General features: G+C 74.6%; 16 protein-coding genes. 5 read left to right on the top strand and 11 right to left on the bottom strand.

Annotation, left to right across the window (positions count from 1 at the left end; genetic code table 11):
• Positions 1-321: 321 nt before the first annotated feature.
• On the bottom strand, positions 322-1,326 hold the full coding sequence (locus tag ADL08_RS24790; protein ID WP_053646611.1) for a GlxA family transcriptional regulator: 1,005 nt from the start codon (positions 1,324-1,326) through the stop codon (positions 322-324).
• Positions 1,327-1,401: 75 nt separating this feature from the next.
• On the opposite strand from ADL08_RS24790, the gene ADL08_RS24785 reads away from it, so the two are divergent.
• A complete protein-coding gene (locus ADL08_RS24785; RefSeq protein ID WP_053646609.1) occupies positions 1,402-2,007 on the top strand; it encodes a cysteine hydrolase family protein in 606 nt (201 codons plus the stop codon).
• Positions 2,008-2,025: 18 nt separating this feature from the next.
• Here the strand turns inward: ADL08_RS24785 and proC are convergent, their stop codons facing one another.
• The 5 genes from proC to ADL08_RS24760 form a co-directional block, all read right to left on the bottom strand.
• Positions 2,026-2,835 carry a pyrroline-5-carboxylate reductase gene (gene proC / locus ADL08_RS24780; RefSeq protein WP_053646607.1) on the bottom strand — a complete coding sequence of 270 codons (810 nt, stop codon included), beginning with the start codon at positions 2,833-2,835 and terminating at the stop codon, positions 2,026-2,028.
• Between the two features lie 86 nt (positions 2,836-2,921).
• Positions 2,922-3,659: an ABC transporter permease gene (locus ADL08_RS24775; RefSeq protein WP_053646606.1), complete on the bottom strand. Its 738-nt coding sequence runs from the start codon at positions 3,657-3,659 to the stop codon at positions 2,922-2,924.
• Positions 3,656-4,534 carry an ABC transporter ATP-binding protein gene (locus ADL08_RS24770; RefSeq protein WP_234352243.1) on the bottom strand — a complete coding sequence of 293 codons (879 nt, stop codon included), beginning with the start codon at positions 4,532-4,534 and terminating at the stop codon, positions 3,656-3,658. The genes ADL08_RS24775 and ADL08_RS24770 overlap by 4 nt, the downstream gene beginning before the upstream one ends.
• 55 nt (positions 4,535-4,589) lie before the next feature.
• On the bottom strand, positions 4,590-5,144 hold the full coding sequence (locus ADL08_RS24765) for a hypothetical protein (RefSeq protein ID WP_053646604.1): 555 nt from the start codon (positions 5,142-5,144) through the stop codon (positions 4,590-4,592).
• A 34-nt stretch (positions 5,145-5,178) separates the two neighbouring features.
• Entirely contained in the window at positions 5,179-5,499 is a 321-nt protein-coding gene (locus tag ADL08_RS24760) for an SH3 domain-containing protein (protein ID WP_107092060.1), read from the bottom strand.
• Positions 5,500-5,655: 156 nt separating this feature from the next.
• Between ADL08_RS24760 and ADL08_RS24755 the strand changes: the two genes are divergently transcribed.
• On the top strand, positions 5,656-7,854 hold the full coding sequence (locus tag ADL08_RS24755) for a protein kinase domain-containing protein (protein ID WP_053646602.1): 2,199 nt from the start codon (positions 5,656-5,658) through the stop codon (positions 7,852-7,854).
• Between the two features lie 76 nt (positions 7,855-7,930).
• Here the strand turns inward: ADL08_RS24755 and ilvD are convergent, their stop codons facing one another.
• The 4 genes from ilvD to ADL08_RS24735 form a co-directional block, all read right to left on the bottom strand.
• Complete coding sequence (gene ilvD, locus ADL08_RS24750) at positions 7,931-9,784, bottom strand: dihydroxy-acid dehydratase (RefSeq protein WP_053646600.1); 1,854 nt, start codon at positions 9,782-9,784, stop codon at positions 7,931-7,933.
• A 128-nt stretch (positions 9,785-9,912) separates the two neighbouring features.
• Complete coding sequence (locus tag ADL08_RS24745) at positions 9,913-10,578, bottom strand: TetR family transcriptional regulator (RefSeq protein WP_053646620.1); 666 nt, start codon at positions 10,576-10,578, stop codon at positions 9,913-9,915.
• A gap of 40 nt (positions 10,579-10,618) precedes the next feature.
• Positions 10,619-11,455 carry a sugar phosphate isomerase/epimerase family protein gene (locus ADL08_RS24740; RefSeq protein WP_199837078.1) on the bottom strand — a complete coding sequence of 279 codons (837 nt, stop codon included), beginning with the start codon at positions 11,453-11,455 and terminating at the stop codon, positions 10,619-10,621.
• Positions 11,456-11,590: 135 nt separating this feature from the next.
• Positions 11,591-12,523, bottom strand: a complete 933-nt coding sequence (locus ADL08_RS24735) for a Ppx/GppA phosphatase family protein (RefSeq protein ID WP_053646595.1) — start codon at positions 12,521-12,523, stop codon at positions 11,591-11,593.
• A gap of 40 nt (positions 12,524-12,563) precedes the next feature.
• Here ADL08_RS24735 and ADL08_RS24730 point away from each other — a divergent pair, with 40 nt between their 5' ends.
• Positions 12,564-13,424, top strand: coding sequence for a hypothetical protein (locus ADL08_RS24730; protein ID WP_078970585.1), 861 nt, complete (start codon positions 12,564-12,566; stop codon positions 13,422-13,424).
• 1 nt (position 13,425) lies between these two features.
• Here ADL08_RS24730 and ADL08_RS24725 read toward each other — a convergent pair whose 3' ends face one another.
• Positions 13,426-15,219, bottom strand: coding sequence for a BACON domain-containing protein (locus ADL08_RS24725; RefSeq protein WP_053646592.1), 1,794 nt, complete (start codon positions 15,217-15,219; stop codon positions 13,426-13,428).
• 186 nt (positions 15,220-15,405) lie between these two features.
• Here ADL08_RS24725 and radA point away from each other — a divergent pair, with 186 nt between their 5' ends.
• Together radA and disA are read left to right on the top strand one after the other, a co-directional pair.
• The gene (radA, locus tag ADL08_RS24720; protein ID WP_053646590.1) at positions 15,406-16,809 is read left to right on the top strand and encodes a DNA repair protein RadA; all 1,404 of its coding nucleotides are present in this window, start codon (positions 15,406-15,408) and stop codon (positions 16,807-16,809) included.
• Positions 16,810-17,032: 223 nt separating this feature from the next.
• Positions 17,033-18,157: a DNA integrity scanning diadenylate cyclase DisA gene (gene disA, locus ADL08_RS24715; protein ID WP_053646588.1), complete on the top strand. Its 1,125-nt coding sequence runs from the start codon at positions 17,033-17,035 to the stop codon at positions 18,155-18,157.
• Positions 18,158-18,214: the final 57 nt, after the last annotated feature.

The following is an 18,214-nucleotide window of genomic DNA, read 5'->3' as shown; positions in this document are numbered from 1 at the left end:
CTCCGGGCCCTTCCGGCGGTTCCGACTCTATCAGATCCTTTCGGCGTCTGATTCCCGGTCAGCGGGAGTTGTCTTTCCGGCTGTTGGGCCGTTCCGACGAGTGAGACTTTAGCGGATTCCCCGCCTCCGACGCTAATCGGGGGCTTGCGTCCAAACCTTCGAACGCGGATTCCTCATTTCGCAAAAACGCGCGGAAAGCACGACGGCACGGCAAAGCGCTGTCGGCTTCTGAGGTTCTTGCGGAATGGCTGTCCGGGGCCGACCGGGGTCGGTGCTCACGTCGGACAACTCGGAGAACACTACGGAGCCGGGCATGCCGTGTCAACCCCGGTCCGGGGCCCGGTGTCGGAAGGCGTTCCGGTAGGCGCGGGGGCTGGTGGAGAGGTGGGAGGCGAAGTGCTGGCGCATGGTGACCTCGCTGCCGAAGCCGGCGCGGCGGGCCACCTCGGGGAGGGGGTGGTCGGTGAGCTCCAGGAGCTTCTGGGCGGCGGCGACGCGCTGGGTGATGAGCCAGTGCAGGGGGGTGGTGCCGGTGGTGGCCTGGAAGTGGCGGGCGAAGGAGCGGGGGGACATGCCGGCGACGGCGGCCAGGCTGGTGACCGTGTGGGGTTCGGAGAGGTGGGCCAGGGCGTGGGCGCGTACGGCGGCGAGGGCGTCGGCGTCGCGGTCGGCGCGGGGTGTCGGGTGCTCGATGAACTGGGCCTGGGTGCCGGTGCGGAAGGGGGCCGTGACCATGGAGCGGGCCACGGTCGCCGCGGCTTCGGCTCCGTGGGCCGTACGGATCAAGTGGAGGCAGAGGTCGATGCCGGCCGCGGTGCCGGCGGAGGTCCAGATGCCGGAGTCCTCGACGAAGAGGGCGTCGGGTTCGACCCGTACCGCCGGGTGGCGGGTGGCGAGGGTCCGGGCCAGGTGCCAGTGGGTGACCGCGCGGCGGCCGTCGAGGAGTCCGGCGCGGGCCAGGACGAAGGCGCCCGCGCAGAGGGAGGCGACCGGGACGCCGGTGGAGTGGGCGCGGCGGAGGGCGTCGAGGACCGGGGGCGGGACGTCGGCGTCCGGGTCCTCGATGCCCGGGACGATGACGAGGTCCGTGGGGGTGAGGTCGTCCAGCCAGGTCAGGGGGCGGTCGGGGGTGAGGGTGAGGCCGCCTCTGAGGGGGACGGGGGTGTGCGGGTCCGCGGCCGCTCGGTGGAGGGTGAAGGGAGGGACGCCGCGGAGGGTGCGGTCGCTGTCCCAGACCTCCGTGATGACGGAGACGTCGAAGGCGCGGATGCCCGGGAAGGCGAGGAGCGCGATGCGCTGGGGGCGGGTTTCCGGGGGCGGCGCCATGGCTGGCAGTAAACCATCGGTCGGTGGCATCGCGCCCTCTGGGACGCGGGGCCCGGTGGCGGAAGGATCGTGGGCATGGAGATCACGGAGAACGCGGCGCTGGTCGTCGTCGACGTACAGAAGGGCTTCGAGGAGGAGTCCTGGGGGAAGCGGAACAATCCGGCCGCCGAGGAGAACATCGCGGTGCTGATCGATCTGTGGCAGGAGACCGGGCGGCCGGTCGTCTTCGTGCGGCACGACTCGGTGGAGGGGTCGCGGTCGCCGCTGCGGACGGGGCACGTGGGGAACGACTTCAAGGACTTCGTGGAGGAGCGGCGGGGGAAGGGGTCCGGTCCCGAGCTGCTCGTGGTGAAGTCCGTGAACTCGGCGTTCTACGGGGAGCCGTCCCTGGACGCGTGGCTCCGGGGGCGGCAGGTCGGGCAGATCGTGGTCGTCGGGATCCAGACGAACATGTGCAACGAGACGACGGCCCGGATGGGCGGGAACCTCGGGTACGACGTGGTGTTCCCGCTGGACGCGATGCACACCTTCGACCTGGAGGGGCCGTACGGCTGGACGGCGGGCGCGGACGAGCTGACCCGGGCGACGGCGGTCTCCCTGCACGGGGGGCGCTTCGCGAAGGTGGTGGCCACGGAGGACGTGGTGCGGGGAGCCGCCGCGGGGGCCGCCGGGGCTCGGTGACCCCGGCGGCGCGGGCCGTCAGCCGTTGCCGGAGGCCAGTTCGCGGCTGCGGTCGCGGGCCGCTTCGAGGGCGGCGATGAGGGCGGCCCGTACGCCGTGGTTCTCCAGTTCGCGGATGGCGCTGATGGTGGTGCCGGCCGGGGAGGTGACGGCCTCGCGGAGCTTGACCGGGTGCTCGCCGCTGTCGCGGAGCATCACTGCGGCGCCGATGGCGGCCTGGACGATGAGGTCGTGGGCCTGGGCGCGGGGCAGGCCGAGGAGGATGCCGGCGTCGGTCATGGCCTCGACGAGGAAGTAGAAGTACGCGGGGCCGGAGCCGGAGAGGGCGGTGGCGGCGTCCTGCTGGGACTCGGGGACGCGGAGGGTCTTGCCGACGCCGCCGAAGATCTCCTCGGTGTGGGCGAGGTGGGCGGGGGTGGCGTGGCTGCCGGCCGAGATGACGGACATGCCCTCGTCGACGAGGACGGGGGTGTTCGGCATGACGCGGACGACGGGGGTGCCGGTGGTGAGGCGGTCCTCGATGAAGGAGGTGGGGATGCCCGCCGCCGCGCTGATGACGAGGCGGTCGGCGGTGACGTGCGGGGCGAGCTCGTCGAGGAGGCGGCCCATGTCCTGGGGCTTGACGGCCAGGATGAGGGTGTCGGCGCGCTCGGCGGCCTCGGCGTTGGTGACGGTCTCGACGCCGTAGCGGGTGCGGAGCTCCTCGGCGCGTTCGGCGCGGCGGGCGGTGACCAGGAGGTTCGCGGGACGCCAGCCGGCGCGGATCATGCCGCTGAGGAGCGCTTCACCGATCTTGCCGGTGCCGAGGACTGCGACGGTCTGGGTCATGGCTCTGTTCACCTCGCCGGAGGGGGGTACGTGTCGCCATCCTCGCACCGGGGGTCGTGGTGGTGCGGCGGGTGTCCGAGGGGCGGTCAGGCCGTGCGGCGGCGGAGGGTGGCGGCGCCGAGGGCGAGGACGAGGAGGGCGCAGCCGGCGACGACGAGGACGTCGCGGACGAAGTCGCCGGTGACGTCGGGGTGGCGGAGGACCTGGTTCATGCCGTCGACGGCGTACGACATGGGCAGGACGTTCGAGACGGCTTCGAGGGCGGGGGCCATGCGGTCGCGCGGGGTGAACAGGCCGCAGAGGAGGAGCTGGGGGAAGATCACGGCCGGCATGAACTGGACGGCCTGGAACTCGGACGCGGCGAAGGCGGAGACGAAGAGACCGAGGGCGGTGCCGAGGAGGGCGTCGAGGAGGGCCACCAGGAGCAGGAGCCAGGGGGAGCCGACGACGTCGAGGCCGAGGAACCGGAGGGCGAGGCCGGTGGCGAGGGCGGACTGGACGACGGCAAGGAGTCCGAAGGCGAGGGCGTAGCCGGCGATGAGGTCGCCCTTGCCGAGGGGCAGGGCGAGCAGGCGTTCCAGGGTGCCGGAGGTGCGTTCGCGCAGGGTGGCGATGGAGGTCACCAGGAACATCGTGATGAGCGGGAAGACGCCGAGGAGCGAGGCGCCGATGGTGTCGAAGGTGCCGGGGCTCTTGTCGAAGACGTACCGGAGCAGGAAGAGCATCGCGCACGGCACGAGGAGCATGAGGGCGATCGAGCGCGGGTCGTGGCGCAGCTGGCGCAGGACGCGGGCGGCGGTGGCGAGGGTGCGGGCGCTGCTCATGGCCGGGGCTCCTGGTCCTGGTGCTCGTCCTGGTGGTGGTCCTGGTGGTGGTCCTGCTCCTGGTGGGCCGCTCGGGGGTGTCGCTCCTCGCGGGCGGCCGCCGCGTCGACGAGGTGGAGGAAGGCCTCTTCGACGGTGGGGGTGTCGTTGCGGCGGCGGAGGGCCTCGGGGGTGTCCTCGGCGAGGATCTCGCCCTCGCGCATGAGGAGGAGCCGGTGGCAGCGCTCGGCCTCGTCCATGACGTGGGAGGAGACGAGGAGCGTGGTGCCGCGGTCGGCGGCGATGCGGTGGAAGAGGTCCCACAGGTCGCGGCGGAGGACGGGGTCGAGGCCGACGGTGGGTTCGTCGAGGACGAGGAGTTCGGGGGTGCCGAGGAGGGCGACGGCGAGGGAGACCCGGCTGCGCTGGCCGCCGGAGAGCCGGCCGGCGAGGGAGTCGGCGCGGGAGGTGAGGTCGACGTCGGCGACGGCCCGGTCGACGGCGGCGCGGCGCTCGTGGCGGTGGGCGCGGCCGGGGAGGAGGACGGCGGCGAAGTAGTCGAGGTTCTGGCGGACGGTGAGGTCGTCGTAGACGGAGGGGGCCTGGGTGACGTAGCCGATGCGGGAGCGGAGGGCCGGGTCGCCGGCGGGGCGGCCGAGGACGGTGAGGGTGCCGCCGACCTTGGCCTGGGTGCCGGTGATCGCGCGCATGAGGGTGGTCTTGCCACAGCCGGAGGGGCCGAGGAGGCCGGTGACGCGGCCGGCCGGGACGGTGAGGTCGAGGCCGCGCAGGACGGTGCGGTCGCCGCGGACGGTGGTGAGGGCGCGGGCGGTGATCGCCGCCCGGTCGGCGGTTCCGGCCCGGCCGCCGCTTCCGCCCGCCGAGTAATTCATCATGCGATGAATAGTGCGCCTGGAGGTGCCGTCGGTCAAGCCTCCGGAAGGTGTCGGGTTACTTGCCGCGCTTGGGCTTCCTGCGGGCGGCCGGGTTGCCCGTGCGGGAGCCGCGGCGCTTCTCGTACCGGGCGAGGGCCGTCTCGTACTCGGCGCGGCGCAGCTTCTCGCCCGGGGCCTCGACCAGGCAGCGGGCGCCGTACGCGAGGAGCGAGCCGATGAAGCCGATCGCCTTGAGGCTGCGCAGGGACTCCTCGCGGGCCGGGTCGTCCGAGCGGCGCCGGAAGCCCTCCCAGGTCTTGCGGCAGGCGATGGCGCTGCAGACCGCGAACATGACGATCACCAGGCCGTTGACGAGGCCGCCGGTGTTCGCGATCCGCAGGCCCTGGAAGGCGAAGCGCAGCACGAGGCAGGCCGCGACGGCGGCGGCGAGCGCGCCGGCGGCCAGGCCGGCGCGGCGCAGCGCGTAGTGGCCGCCGTGGTCGACCCAGGTCGTGCCGAAGAAACGGATCTCCTCGGGCCGGGGGCCACCGGTGGTGTCGGCGGTGCTCCCGGCGGCCTTTCCCTCTTCCGTGCCGCCTGCCGTGCGGGGGGTCTGCTCGTCGTCGCTCACGAGGTCGATTATCCCCGGGCGGCGGTGGAGGGGGTCAGGCGCAGCGCGGTGCCACGAAGCCGTCGCTGCCCGTGCGCACGTAGGAGTCGGAGACGTACTCCCCCGGCGCGACGGCGTCCCAGACGCGGGTGGTGCCGTACGGGCCGGTGACCCACTCGCCGTACTTCTGGCAGGAGATCGCCACCGTGGCGCCCAGGGGCAGCGAGCGGACGACCGGGTACTGGGTGCCCGGGCCCGAGCGCACGTTGAGGCGGTGGCCCGGTGCGACCGGGTAGCGGGTGCCGCTCGCCGCCGTCACCGTCGTCACCGCCGTCGCCACGGCCGGTCCCGCCGCCGTCATGCCATTGGTGTCCATCGCGTTCTCCCCCTTGGCGCAAAAGCGCTCCGCCGAGTTTCACTCTCCGCGACGCGCAGGCTAGCAAGCCCCACCGACATCGGAGGCGCCATCGACTAGGCTCGTCGCGTCGCGCACGCGGGCGCGAGGTGACGGGGAATCACACGGGGGTGGGCGATGCCACCGTTGCGCGGTACCGGTGCCGACCGGGAAGCGGAGGGGCCCGAGTACGCGGGCGACTACCGCCTCCAGGCATGTCTGGGCGCGGGCGGCATGGGCGTCGTGCACCTCGCCTCCTCGGCCTCCGGACTGCGGCTCGCGGTCAAGGTCGTGCACGCGCGGTACGCGGAGGACCCCGAGTTCAGGGCGCGTTTCCGCCAGGAGGTCGCGGCCGCCCGCAAGGTCAGCGGGGCCTTCACCGCGCCGGTCGTCGACGCCGACCCCGACGCCGTGCGCCCCTGGATGGCGACCCTCTACGTCCCCGGCCCCACCCTCGCCGACCAGGTGAAGCGGAACGGTCCGCTGTCCCCGGCCGAGCTGCGCCGGCTCACCGCCGGGCTCGCGGAGGCGCTGCGCGACATCCACCGCGCCGGGGTCGTGCACCGGGACCTCAAGCCCAGCAACGTCCTGCTGACCGACACCGGGCCCAAGGTCATCGACTTCGGCATCTCCCGGCCCGTCGACAGCGACCTGCGCACCGAGACGGGCAAGCTGATCGGCTCGCCGCCATTCATGGCGCCCGAGCAGTTCCAGCGGCCGCGCGAGGTCGGTCCGGCGGCGGACGTCTTCGCGCTCGGCTCGGTCCTGGTGCACGCGGCGACCGGGCACGGCCCGTTCGACTCCGACAGCCCGTACGTCGTGGCGTACCAGGTCGTCCACGACGAGCCCGACCTGACGGGCGTGCCCGGCGAGCTGGCGCCGCTCGTCGCGCGCTGCCTCGCCAAGGAGCCCGCGGAGCGGCCGACCCCGGCCCAGATCATGCGGGCGCTGCAACCGCCCTCGTACGCGGCGGAGGCGTTCATACCGGCACAGCGGCGGCGGCCCGCGCTGCCGGGCGGCGGCGGGGGCGGTGACGAGCCGGGGCACGCGCCCGCGTGGGACGCGGACACGCCGGTACGGGCTCCCGCGCCGGTCCCGGCCCGCCGGGGCCGCCGCTTCGGCGGGTGGCTCCGGCCGCGCCCGACGCTCGCCGTCGCCGGTGCGCTCGTGCTCGCCGGGGCCGGTCTGTACGCGGCGCTGGGCCCCGCGCGCGACGGCGGGCCCGCGGCCGCGCCGCCGCGCCCGGACAAGGTGGCCACCGCCTTCGAGGGTTGGCACACCGGGCTCCAGAGGCAGGGGCCGCCGGCGGCTCCCGCCTGCGCCGGCGGCGGGGACGCGCTGTACTGCGCGGTCCGGGGCGTCGCCGTCGCCCGGCTCGACCCGGTGACGGGGCAGGTCCTGTGGTCGCGGACCGCGCCCGTCGAGGGGGAGGCGCCGCGCGCGCCCGCGCTCCTCGGCAAGGGGGCGGGCGGCCCGGTCGGTGCCGCCGCGCCGACGGGCCCGCTGCGGGCGTACGCGACCGGGGACGGCTCCCCGCTCTGGAGCGCCCGCTCGGGCCTTCCCGAGGTCCACCGGCCGGCCGGTTCCGCCGTCGTCCTGACGGACGGGGTCGGCGGGGTCCGGGCGGTCGACGCGCGCGGCGGGAAGGAGCTGTGGCGGCACGGCCTGACCGGCTTCGGGGCGCCGCGCACCGGACCGTACGACGCGCGCTCGGGTCTGCTCGTGGTGTCCGAGATCTCGGCCGACGGGACGCACACGCGCGTGGGCGTGGTCGAGCCCCGGACCGGCGCGGTGGTCCGGGGGCGGAACCTGGAGGGCGATCTCGAACCGCTCGGGTACACCGGGGGCGGCTCGCTGGTCCTGGCCTCCCGCTACGAGGGCGCCCTGACGGACTCGCTCGTCCTGCTCGGTCCCGGCGAGGAGGGGGCCGGCCCCGTGCGCCGGCTGGTCCTGCCGCAGCGGTTCGACCTCCGGGGCGCCGTCGTGCGCGGCGCCGTCGTGTACCTGCTCGGCGCGGACGGGCACGTGACCGCCTTCGACACCGCCGCCGGGAAGGGGCGGGTGCTGTGGGACCTGGAGACGGCCGCGGGCAACGTCTCCGAGCCGGTCGCCGGGCCCGGCGACCGGCTCTACTTCTCCGTCCAGGACGGGCGGCTGCTCGCCGTGGACACCGCGCGCGGGGCGCTCGCCGGCCAGACCCGGCCGCGCCTGGCGAACGGGCGGCTCGGGTACGTGCCCCTGGTGCCCGCGCCGCTGGTCGCCGGCGACCGGGTGTTCGGGACGGCGCCGGACGGTTCGGTCTTCGCGGTGGACGCGCGCGACCCGGCGTCCTGGTGAGCCCGTCGCGAAAGCCGTACGCACGAGGGGGCCGGGGCTTCGGAAGGCCCCGGCCCCCTCGCGTACGTCTCCGGGCTCAGCCCAGCTTCGTCACGTCCCGGACCGCGCCCTTGTCGGCGCTCGTCGCCATCGCCGCGTACGCCCGCAGCGCCGCCGAGACCTTGCGCTCGCGGTTCTTCGGCGCGTACACCCCGCCGAGGGCCTCGCGGCGGGCCGCGAGGACGTCCTCGTCGACGAGGAGGTCGATCGAGCGGTTCGGGATGTCGATGCGGACGCGGTCGCCGTCCTCGACGAGGGCGATCGTGCCGCCCGAGGCCGCCTCGGGGGACGCGTGGCCGATGGAGAGGCCCGAGGTGCCGCCGGAGAAGCGCCCGTCGGTGACCAGGGCGCAGGTCTTGCCCAGGCCGCGGCCCTTGAGGAAGGAGGTCGGGTAGAGCATCTCCTGCATGCCGGGGCCGCCCTTGGGGCCCTCGTAGCGGATGACGACCACGTCGCCGTCCTTGACCCGCTTGTTGAGGATCTTCTCGACGGCCTCGTCCTGCGACTCGCAGACGACCGCCGGGCCCTCGAAGGTCCAGATGGACTCGTCCACGCCGGCCGTCTTCACGACGCAGCCGTCGACGGCGAGGTTGCCGCGCAGGACCGCGAGGCCGCCGTCCTTCGAGTAGGCGTGCTCCGCGTCGCGGATGCAGCCGTTCGCCGCGTCCGTGTCGAGGGCCTCCCAGCGCTCGGACTGGGAGAAGGCGGTCGCGGAGCGGACGCAGCCGGGGGCCGCGTGCCACAGCTCGACGGCCTCCTCGGAGGGGGAGCCGCCGCGCACGTCCCAGGCGTCCAGCCACTCCTTGACGGAGCGGGAGTGGACGGAGTGGACGTCCTCGTTGAGCAGGCCCGCGCGGTAGAGCTCGCCGAGGATGGCGGGGATGCCGCCGGCGCGGTGCACGTCCTCCATGTAGTACGTGCGGTCCTTGGCGACGTTCGGGGCGACCTTGGCCAGGCAGGGGACCCGGCGCGAGACCTCGTTCATGTCGCTCAGGCCGTAGTCGAGCTCGGCCTCCTGGGCGGCGGCGAGCAGGTGCAGGATCGTGTTGGTGGAGCCGCCCATGGCGATGTCGAGGGCCATGGCGTTCTCGAAGGCGGCGCGGGTGGCGATCGAGCGCGGCAGGACGGAGTCGTCGTCCTCGTCGTAGTACCGGCGGGTGATGTCCACGACCGTGCGGGCGGCGTTCTCGTAGAGGGCGCGCCGGGCGGTGTGGGTGGCGAGCACCGAGCCGTTGCCGGGGAGGGAGAGGCCGATGGCCTCGGTCAGGCAGTTCATCGAGTTGGCGGTGAACATGCCGGAACACGAGCCGCAGGTCGGGCAGGCGTTCTCCTCGATGCGGAGGATGTCCTCGTCGGAGATGTCGGGGTTCACGGCGTCGGAGATCGCGTCGACCAGGTCGAGCGTGCGGACCGTGCCGTCGACGAGGGTGGCGCGGCCGGACTCCATCGGGCCGCCGGAGACGAAGACCGTCGGGATGTTCAGGCGCAGGGCGGCCATCAGCATGCCGGGGGTGATCTTGTCGCAGTTGGAGATGCAGATCAGGGCGTCGGCGCAGTGCGCCTCGACCATGTACTCCACGCTGTCCGCGATCAGGTCGCGGGAGGGCAGGCTGTAGAGCATGCCGCCGTGGCCCATCGCGATGCCGTCGTCGACGGCGATGGTGTTGAACTCGCGGGGGATGGCCCCGGCGGCCGTGATGGCCTCGGAGACGATCCGGCCGACCGGCTGGAGGTGGGTGTGGCCGGGGACGAACTCCGTGAAGGAGTTGGCAACCGCGATGATCGGCTTCCGGCCGATGTCCGCGCCGGGTACACCGGAGGCGCGCATAAGGGCGCGTGCGCCCGCCATGTTGCGGCCGTGGGTGACAGTGCGGGACCTCAGCTCGGGCATCGTCGCTCGCTCCTCGTGACGGGTGTGCTTGCCTTCGAGCGTACGCCGCCGGACCAAGATCTGGACAGTGTGTCCGCATGTCGGACAGGCTGTTCAGCTTTCGGTCAGGTGCCCCTCGGGGCTCGCGGTCAGCTCTCGGTCAGATAGCGCTGGAGGGCCGGGGCCACCCGGGCGACGATCTCCTCCGGGTCGGCGGAGGCCAGCGGCTCGACCCGGATCACGTACCGCAGGATCGCGATCCCGATCATGTGGGAGGCGGCCAGCTCCGCGCGGAACTTCGGGTCCGGCACGTCGAGCTCGGCGGCGATCCGCTCCAGGAGCCGCCGCAGCACGAAGGTGCGGAGGACCGCGGCCGCCGCCTCGTGGGTCAGCGCGGAGCGCACGATCGCGAGGAGCGGGGCGCGGCTGGCCGGGTTCTCCCAGACGCCGATGAAGAAGCGGGCGAGGCGCTCGCCGATGGCGTCGCGGGGGCCGGAGACGATCGCCGGGACGACGGTCGCGGGCTCGAAGGAGACCTCGACGGCGGCGGCGAAGACCTCGTCCTTCGACCCGAAGTAGTGGTGCACGAGCGCCGGGTCCACCCCGGCCGCGCGGGCGATGCCGCGCACCGAGGCCTTGTCGTAGCCGCGCTCGGCGAACTGGTCGCGGGCCGCCTCCAGGATGCGTGCGCGCGCCCCCGGCCCGCTCTCCTCGGCGGTACGGGAGGGGCGGCCGCGGCGGCGGGGGGCGGGGGCCGGTTCGGATCCGGCCGCGGGCGCGGGGTCCGGTTCGGCTGCGGGGCCCGGTTCGGTCACGGTCGCGGGGTCCGGTTCGGTCACGGGAGTTCCGGGGGCGTCACGGGCGCGGGGTCCGGGAGGGGCGGCCGGCGGCGGAGGCGAGGTGGAGCCGGGTGAAGGCGAGGGCCTCCGCGAGGTCGGCCTCGCGCTCGGCGGCCGACATCGCGCGGCGGGTGTTGACCTCGATGACGACGTGCCCGTCGAAGCCGGTGACCGCGAGCCGCTCCAGGAGCTCGGCGCAGGGCTGGGTGCCGCGCCCCGGGACCAGGTGCTCGTCCTTGGCCGACCCCCGGCCGTCGGCGAGGTGCACGTGGCCGAGCCGGTCGCCCATGCGGTCGATCATGGCGAGGGCGTCGGTGCGGGCGGTCGCGGTGTGCGAGAGGTCGACGGTGAAGTGCCGGTAGTCGTCCTTGGTGACGTCCCACTCGGGGGCGTACGCGAGCATCTCGCGGTCCTTGTACCGCCACGGGTACATGTTCTCGACGGCGAACCGGACGTCGGTCTCGTCCGCCATCCGCCAGATGCCGCTCACGAAGTCCCGGGCGTACTGGCGCTGCCAGCGGAACGGCGGGTGCACGACGACCGTGGACGCGCCGAGCTTCTCGGCCGCCGCCCGGGCCCGCCGGAGCTTGACCCACGGGTCGGTGGACCAGACGCGCTGGGTGATGAGCAGGCAGGGGGCGTGGACGGCCAGGATCGGCACCCGGTGGTAGTCGGAGAGCCGGCGCAGGGCCTCGACGTCCTGGCTGACGGGGTCGGTCCACACCATGACCTCGACGCCGTCGTAGCCGAGGCGCGCGGCGATCTCGAAGGCCGTCGCCGTCGACTCCGGATAGACCGAGGCCGTCGACAGGGCGACCTTCGCATCCGGGACGCGCACCACTGGTTCTGCCACGCAGACAGGGTACGGGGCGGGCCGGGGGGCCGGAGGGTGGTTCGGGTCACGCCCGTTCCGGTCGCGCCGGTTCCGCCCCGGGGGCGGGGGCGCCCCCGCCCCCGGCCGCACTCCCCCGGTCCCACTCCTGCGGTCTCACTCCTCCGGCAGGTGGTCCAGGCGGCGCAGGATGACGCCCTCGCGCAGGGCCCAGGGGCAGATCTCCAGCTCCTCCACGCCGAGGAGGTCCATCGCGCCCTCCGCGACGAGGGCGCCCGCGAGGAGCTGGGCGGCGCGGCCCTCGGAGACGCCCGGCAGGGCCGCGCGCTCGACGACGGTCATCCCGGCGAGGCGCGGGACCCACTCCTCCAGGGACCTGCGGGTCAGGTTCCGCTGGACGTGCAGGCCCTCGCTCGAACCGGGCGCCCCGGCGATCCTGGCCAGCTGCTTGAAGGTCTTGGAGGTGGCGACGACGTGGTCGGGGCGGCCGAAGCGGCTGAACTCGCCGACCGTACGGGCGATCTGCGCGCGCACGTGGCGGCGCAGCGCCTTCACGTCGGCGCTGTCGGCCGGGTCGCCCGGCAGCCAGCCGGCGGTCAGCCGGCCCGCGCCGAGCGGCAGGGAGACGGCCGTGTCGGGGTCCTCGTCGATGCCGTACGCCACTTCGAGGGAACCGCCGCCGATGTCCAGGAGGAGCAGCTTGCCGGCGGACCAGCCGAACCAGCGGCGGGCGGCGAGGAAGGTGAGGCGGGCCTCCTCCTCGCCGGTGAGGACCTGGAGGTCGACGCCGGTCTCGTCCTTGACCCGGGCCAGGACGGCGTCGGCGTTGACGGCCTCGCGCACGGCGGAGGTCGCGAACGGCAGCACCTCCTCGCAGCCCTTGTCCTCGGCGGCGTGGAGCGCGTCCCGGACGGTCGCGACGAGCCGCTCGACGCCGTCGGGTGCGATCGCGCCCCGCGCGTCGAGGAGTTCGGCGAGGCGCAGCTCCGCCTTGTGGGAGTGGGCGGGCAGCGGGCGGGCGCCGGGGTGTGCGTCGACCACCAGGAGGTGCACCGTGTTCGAACCGACGTCGAGGACTCCGAGTCTCATGGGCGGAACGCTACTGCGCGCGCCGCATACGCTTGACAGCGTGCCAAAGACGAAAAAGGCGAAGCAGGACAAAGACAGTGCCCGTACCGCGGACGTGAGCGCCGCCGGGGCGGCCAGGGGCGCCGGGAAGCGGGGCAGGGACGTGGTGCCGGACGAGAAGGGCCTGGACTTCGCGCGCGCGTGGGTCGAGTTTCCCGATCCGGCCGACGAGGAGCAGGTCTTCCGCTGCGACCTGACCTGGCTGACCTCGCGCTGGACGTGTGTCTTCGGCAGCGGCTGCCAGGGCATCCAGGCGGGCCGGGCCGACGACGGCTGCTGCACGCTGGGCGCGCACTTCTCCGACGAGGACGACGAGAAGCGGGTCGCGGAGCACGTGGCCCGGCTCACGCCGGAGCTGTGGCAGTTCCACGACGTCGGTACGGAGACGGGCTGGACGCAGCTGGACGAGGACGGCGACCGGCAGACCCGCCGCTGGGAGGGCTCCTGCATCTTCCAGAACCGTCCCGGGTTCGCGGGCGGCATGGGCTGCTCGCTGCACATCCTGGCCCTGAAGGAGGGCCGGGAGCCGCTGGAGACCAAGCCGGACGTGTGCTGGCAGCTGCCGGTGCGCCGGACGTACGACTGGATCGACCGGCCCGACGACACCCGGGTGCTCCAGGTGTCGATCGGGGAGTACGACCGCAGGGGCTGGGGCCCGGGCGGGCACGACCTGCACTGGTGGTGCACCTCGGCCACCTCGGCGCACGGCGCGGGCGAGCCGGTCTACGTCACGTACCGGCCCGAGCTCACGGAGATGATGGGCGAGGAGGCGTACGGGGTGCTGGCCGGCCTGTGCGAGGCCCGGCTCGCCTCGCAGCTGCCGCTGGTGGCCCCCCACCCGGCGGACCCGCCGGTCCGGTAGCTCAGGAGGACGGGGGCGGTTCCTCCGTCGCCGGCGGCGGGGTCGTGCCCGGGTCCGTGGTCGGCGGGGGTTCCTCCGTGGTCGGCGGCGGGGTGGTCGGCGGCTCGGTCGTCGGCGGCGGGGTCGTGGGCGGTTCCTCCGTGGTCGGCGGGGGCGTGGTCGGCGGTTCCGTCGTCGGCGGCGGGGTCGTGGGCGGGGTGGTCGGGTCCGTCGTGACCGGCGGGGGCGGGGGCGGCGTCGGCTTCGGCTCCCCCGGGATGTTCGGGGCCGGGTGGAAGACCTCCCCCGGCCCGGCCCGGCCGGCCCCGGCGATGCGCACCACCGCGCCCGAGGGGTTCACCCCGATCCGGGCGCTCCACGCGCCCGCGGGTTCGCGCGCGTGGTCGACGCGGACCGCGATCGTGACCTGCTCGCCGGGGCGGAGCGTGCCGGAGGCGCGGCTCACGTACAGCCAGGGCGCGTCCGTCCACAGCTCCCAGGCGACGGGCGAGTCGCCGGCGGCGGTGAGCGTCAGGAGGGTCAGGTCGCCGTGGCCGCGCGCGGTGACCGTGACCCAGCCGGGGGCGGGCTCGCCGGGCCTGGACGGCGTCCCGGAGCCGGTGGGGCCGCCGGGGCTGACCACCTCGACGGAGACGTCCGGGGAGCGGCTGCCCCGGGTGAAGCGGGGCTCGGGGGTGGCGCGGGCGTTGCCCGCGTTCTCGTACCGGTCGTAGGGGCGCCCGTCCGGGCCGGCCCCGTCGTCCGTCTCGCGCGCGCTGACCCGCCCCCCGTCGTGGGCGGTGGTCTCGGTGGTGCCCCGGTAGGAGGTCCACAGGGCGAGGACGGGGGCGGCGACCACGGCGGCGACGACGGTGGTGGTCACCGCGCGGGCCCGCATCCGGTCGCGGCGGGCCGTGTGGTCCTTCGGGTCCATGGGGAAGCCGGTGGGCGCGAAGCGCGGGGCGCCGGCACGCGCGCGGGGCACGTGCAGCATGGCCATGTACGCGGCGGCCCGGGGCGCCTCGACGAGCGGCAGCCGGTCCGGGGGGAGGGACCCGGCGCCGGGCCAGGGGCCGCCGGCGCCCACGCGCTCGGCGGCGCGGCGGCAGCGGGGGCAGTCGTCCACGTGCCGGACGAGTTCGGCGCGCAGGGTCGCCGAGAGGAGCACCTGGTGGTCGCCGGTGAGCCGGGCGACGGTGGGGCAGCTGCCGGTCTCGACGACGGCGAGGGCGGCGCGGGTGCGCTCGACCTCGCAGCCGGCGGTGGCCAGGAGCTCGCGGGCGGCGAGCGGGTCGAGGGAGAGGACGGCGGCGACCTGGCGGTGGTGGAGGCCGTGCCGGACGGCGAGCTCCAGGGCCTCGCGCTGCTCGGGCGTGGTGCCGGCCGCCTCGGGCCAGGCGAGGAGGGCGAGTTCGGCGCGGTGCCGCTCGGCGGTCCCGGCGGAGACCCGGGGCGGCTCGGGCGGGGTGACGGCGGGGCGGCCGGTGTGGGCGCCCTGGCGCTTGCGGCGCTGCTCGCCGAGGCTGCGCAGACAGGCCCAGCGGGCGAGGGCGTACAGCCAGGCCGTGCGGCCGTCCTCGTCGGAGGGGCAGCGTCCCTGGTGGCGCTCGGCCACGGCGAGGACGTCGCCGAGGACGGCGGTGGCCGTGTCGTGGTCGCAGAGCACGGAGAGGCAGTACGTGAAGAGGCCGTCGAGGGCGGCCTCGTAGCGGGCGGGGGGCCGGCGGCCGAGCGTGCGCGGTCCCTGGTCCGTGGTGCGGTGCGCCCGGTGTGCGCCGGTGGTGCGTGCGGGGGTTTCCAGCCTGCTGCTCGTCACTGGGCGACCGTAGGCAAGAGCGGGGGCATTCTTCGTACCGGTCGCCCAGTTCTCATCCCTACGGGTGAAGGTATCGCTCGAAAGAGGACGGGAACACGGCGTCGTGTGGACGGTCCGTGCGGGGTCCGGGGCCGCCGGGGGCCGGGCCGGGGCCCGTTGTCGGTGGCGGCGGCTACGGTGGGGCGCATGGCTGCCCGTACGAAATCCGCCAAGGAGCGACCGTCCTACCGCTGCACCGAGTGCGGCTGGCAGACGGCCAAGTGGCTCGGCCGCTGTCCCGAGTGCCAGGCCTGGGGGACGGTGGAGGAGTACGGCGCGCCCGCCGTCCGGACGACCGCCGCGGGCCGGGTCTCCACCGCCGCCCTCCCCATCGGCCAGGTCGACGGCCGGCAGGCGACCGCCCGCTCGACCGGCGTCGACGAGCTGGACCGGGTCCTCGGCGGGGGGCTCGTGCCGGGCGCCGTGGTGCTGCTCGCGGGCGAGCCGGGCGTCGGCAAGTCGACGCTGCTGCTCGACGTGGCGGCGAAGGCGGCGAGCGACGAGCACCGCACGCTGTACGTCACGGGCGAGGAGTCCGCGAGCCAGGTCCGGCTGCGCGCCGACCGGATCCACGCGCTCAGCGACCACCTGTACCTGGCGGCCGAGACCGACCTGTCGGCGGTCCTCGGGCACCTCGACGCGGTGAAGCCGTCGCTGCTGATCCTGGACTCGGTGCAGACGATCGCCTCGCCCGAGATCGACGGCGCGCCCGGCGGCATGGCGCAGGTCCGCGAGGTCGCGGGCGCGCTGATCCGGGCCTCCAAGGAGCGCGGGATGTCCACGCTCCTGGTCGGCCACGTCACCAAGGACGGGGCCATCGCGGGCCCCCGGCTCCTGGAGCACCTGGTCGACGTCGTCCTGAGCTTCGAGGGCGACCGGCACGCGCGCCTGCGGCTCGTGCGGGGCGTGAAGAACCGGTACGGGGCGACCGACGAGGTCGGCTGCTTCGAGCTGCACGACGAGGGGATCACGGGGCTCGCCGACCCGTCCGGCCTCTTCCTGACCCGGCGCGACGTGGCCGTGCCGGGCACGTGTCTGACGGTCACCCTGGAGGGCCGCCGGCCGCTCGTCGCCGAGGTCCAGTCGCTGACGGTGGACTCCCAGATCCCCTCTCCGCGCCGGACCGTCTCCGGTCTGGAGACCTCCCGGGTCTCGATGATGCTGGCGGTCCTGGAGCAGCGCGGACGGATCAGCGCGCTCGGGAAGCGGGACATCTACAGCGCGACCGTGGGCGGCGTGAAGCTCTCCGAGCCGGCCGCCGACCTGGCGATCGCGCTCGCGCTGGCCTCCGCCGCGAGCGACACCCCGCTGCCGAAGAACCTGGTGGCGATCGGGGAGGTCGGGCTCGCGGGCGAGGTGCGGCGGGTGACGGGCGTGCAGCGCCGCCTCGCGGAGGCGCACCGGCTCGGCTTCACCCACGCGCTGGTCCCGACGGACCCGGGGAAGGTGCCGCCGGGCATGAAGGTGACGGAGGTCGCGGACATGGGCGACGCGCTGCGGGTCCTGCCCCGCAGCCGGCGCGCGAAGGCGCCGGAGGGCTCGGAGGGGTAGGGGACGGGGACCTTCCGGGAGGCGGACGAGGGCCTTCCGGTGGGTGTGGGGACGCCCGCCGGAGGCCCTGGTGAGGGGCCTTTCGACGGGCGGGAGGGCGGGTCCGGTCCGAGGTGGGGACCCCTTCCGAACCACCCGCGTGCGGTCGGGGGCGGAGGGCGGCGGGGCGGTGTCGCTAGACTTTGCCCTGGTCTCGCCCATCCGTACGAGCCGGAGGAGTGCAGTGGCAGCCAAGGACGGGGCAGCAGCTCCTGGGAAATCCGGCGCGGGCTCCGGCAGTGAAGCGCTGATGCGCGCCGCCCTGAGCGCGGTCGCGCCGGGCACCGCCCTGCGCGACGGCCTGGAGCGGATCCTCCGGGGAAACACGGGCGGTCTCATCGTGCTCGGCCTGGACAAAGCGGTCGATTCGATGTGCACCGGCGGCTTCGTGCTGGACGTCGAGTTCACCGCCACCCGCCTGCGCGAGCTGTGCAAGCTCGACGGCGCGCTCGTCCTCGACAAGGACATCACCAAGATCCACCGGGCGGGCGTGCAGCTGGTCCCGGACGCCTCCATCCCCACCGAGGAGACCGGCACCCGCCACCGCACCGCGGACCGGGTCTCCAAGCAGTGCAACTTCCCGGTCGTCTCCGTCTCCCAGTCGATGCGTCTGATCGCGCTGTACGTGCACGGCGAGCGCCGGGTCCTGGAGGAGTCGGCCGCGATCCTGTCCCGCGCCAACCAGGCGCTCGCGACCCTGGAGCGGTACAAGCTCCGGCTCGACGAGGTGGCGGGCACGCTCTCCGCCCTGGAGATCGAGGACCTGGTCACGGTCCGGGACGTCACCGCCGTCGCGCAGCGCCTGGAGATGGTCCGCCGGATCGCCACCGAGATCGCCGAGTACGTGGTCGAGCTCGGCACCGACGGGCGGCTGCTCTCGCTCCAGCTGGACGAGTTGATCGCGGGCGTGGAGCCGGAGCGCGAGCTGGTCATCCGGGACTACGTGCCGGAGCCGACGGCGAAGCGCTCGCGGACGGTCCCGGAGGCGCTCACCGAGCTGGACGCGCTCTCCCACACCGAGCTGCTCGAACTCCCGGTCGTGGCCCGGGCCCTCGGCTACAGCGGCTCGCCCGAGACCCTCGACTCGGCCGTCTCGCCGCGCGGCTACCGGCTCCTCGCGAAGGTGCCGCGGCTGCCCGGCGCGATCATCGAGCGGCTCGTGGAGCACTTCGGCGGGCTGCAGAAGCTCCTCGCGGCCAGCGTCGACGACCTCCAGGCCGTCGACGGCGTCGGCGAGGCCCGCGCCCGCAGCGTCCGCGAGGGCCTGTCCCGGCTCGCGGAGTCCTCGATCCTGGAGCGGTACGTCTAGGGCCCGTTCGGCAGGTCGTGGCCGGGTGGGCCCCAGCGCCCGTCCGGCGGGTCGGGG

This window comes from Streptomyces sp. NRRL F-6492 (genome assembly GCF_001280125.1).
Lineage (GTDB): Bacteria > Actinomycetota > Actinomycetes > Streptomycetales > Streptomycetaceae > Streptomyces.
Note: the sequence above shows the minus strand (reverse complement) of the source record. Positions and strands in the feature narration are given on the sequence as shown.

Coding starts and splice junctions, on each gene's coding strand:
- ADL08_RS24790 (WP_053646611.1), bottom strand. CDS start 1,326: ATGGCGCCGCCCCCGGAAACCCGCCCCCAGCGCATCGCGCTCCTCGCC.
- ADL08_RS24785 (WP_053646609.1), top strand. CDS start 1,402: ATGGAGATCACGGAGAACGCGGCGCTGGTCGTCGTCGACGTACAGAAG.
- proC (WP_053646607.1), bottom strand. CDS start 2,835: ATGACCCAGACCGTCGCAGTCCTCGGCACCGGCAAGATCGGTGAAGCG.
- ADL08_RS24775 (WP_053646606.1), bottom strand. CDS start 3,659: ATGAGCAGCGCCCGCACCCTCGCCACCGCCGCCCGCGTCCTGCGCCAG.
- ADL08_RS24770 (WP_234352243.1), bottom strand. CDS start 4,534: ATGATGAATTACTCGGCGGGCGGAAGCGGCGGCCGGGCCGGAACCGCC.
- ADL08_RS24760 (WP_107092060.1), bottom strand. CDS start 5,499: ATGGACACCAATGGCATGACGGCGGCGGGACCGGCCGTGGCGACGGCG.
- ADL08_RS24755 (WP_053646602.1), top strand. CDS start 5,656: ATGCCACCGTTGCGCGGTACCGGTGCCGACCGGGAAGCGGAGGGGCCC.
- ilvD (WP_053646600.1), bottom strand. CDS start 9,784: ATGCCCGAGCTGAGGTCCCGCACTGTCACCCACGGCCGCAACATGGCG.
- ADL08_RS24735 (WP_053646595.1), bottom strand. CDS start 12,523: ATGAGACTCGGAGTCCTCGACGTCGGTTCGAACACGGTGCACCTCCTG.
- radA (WP_053646590.1), top strand. CDS start 15,406: ATGGCTGCCCGTACGAAATCCGCCAAGGAGCGACCGTCCTACCGCTGC.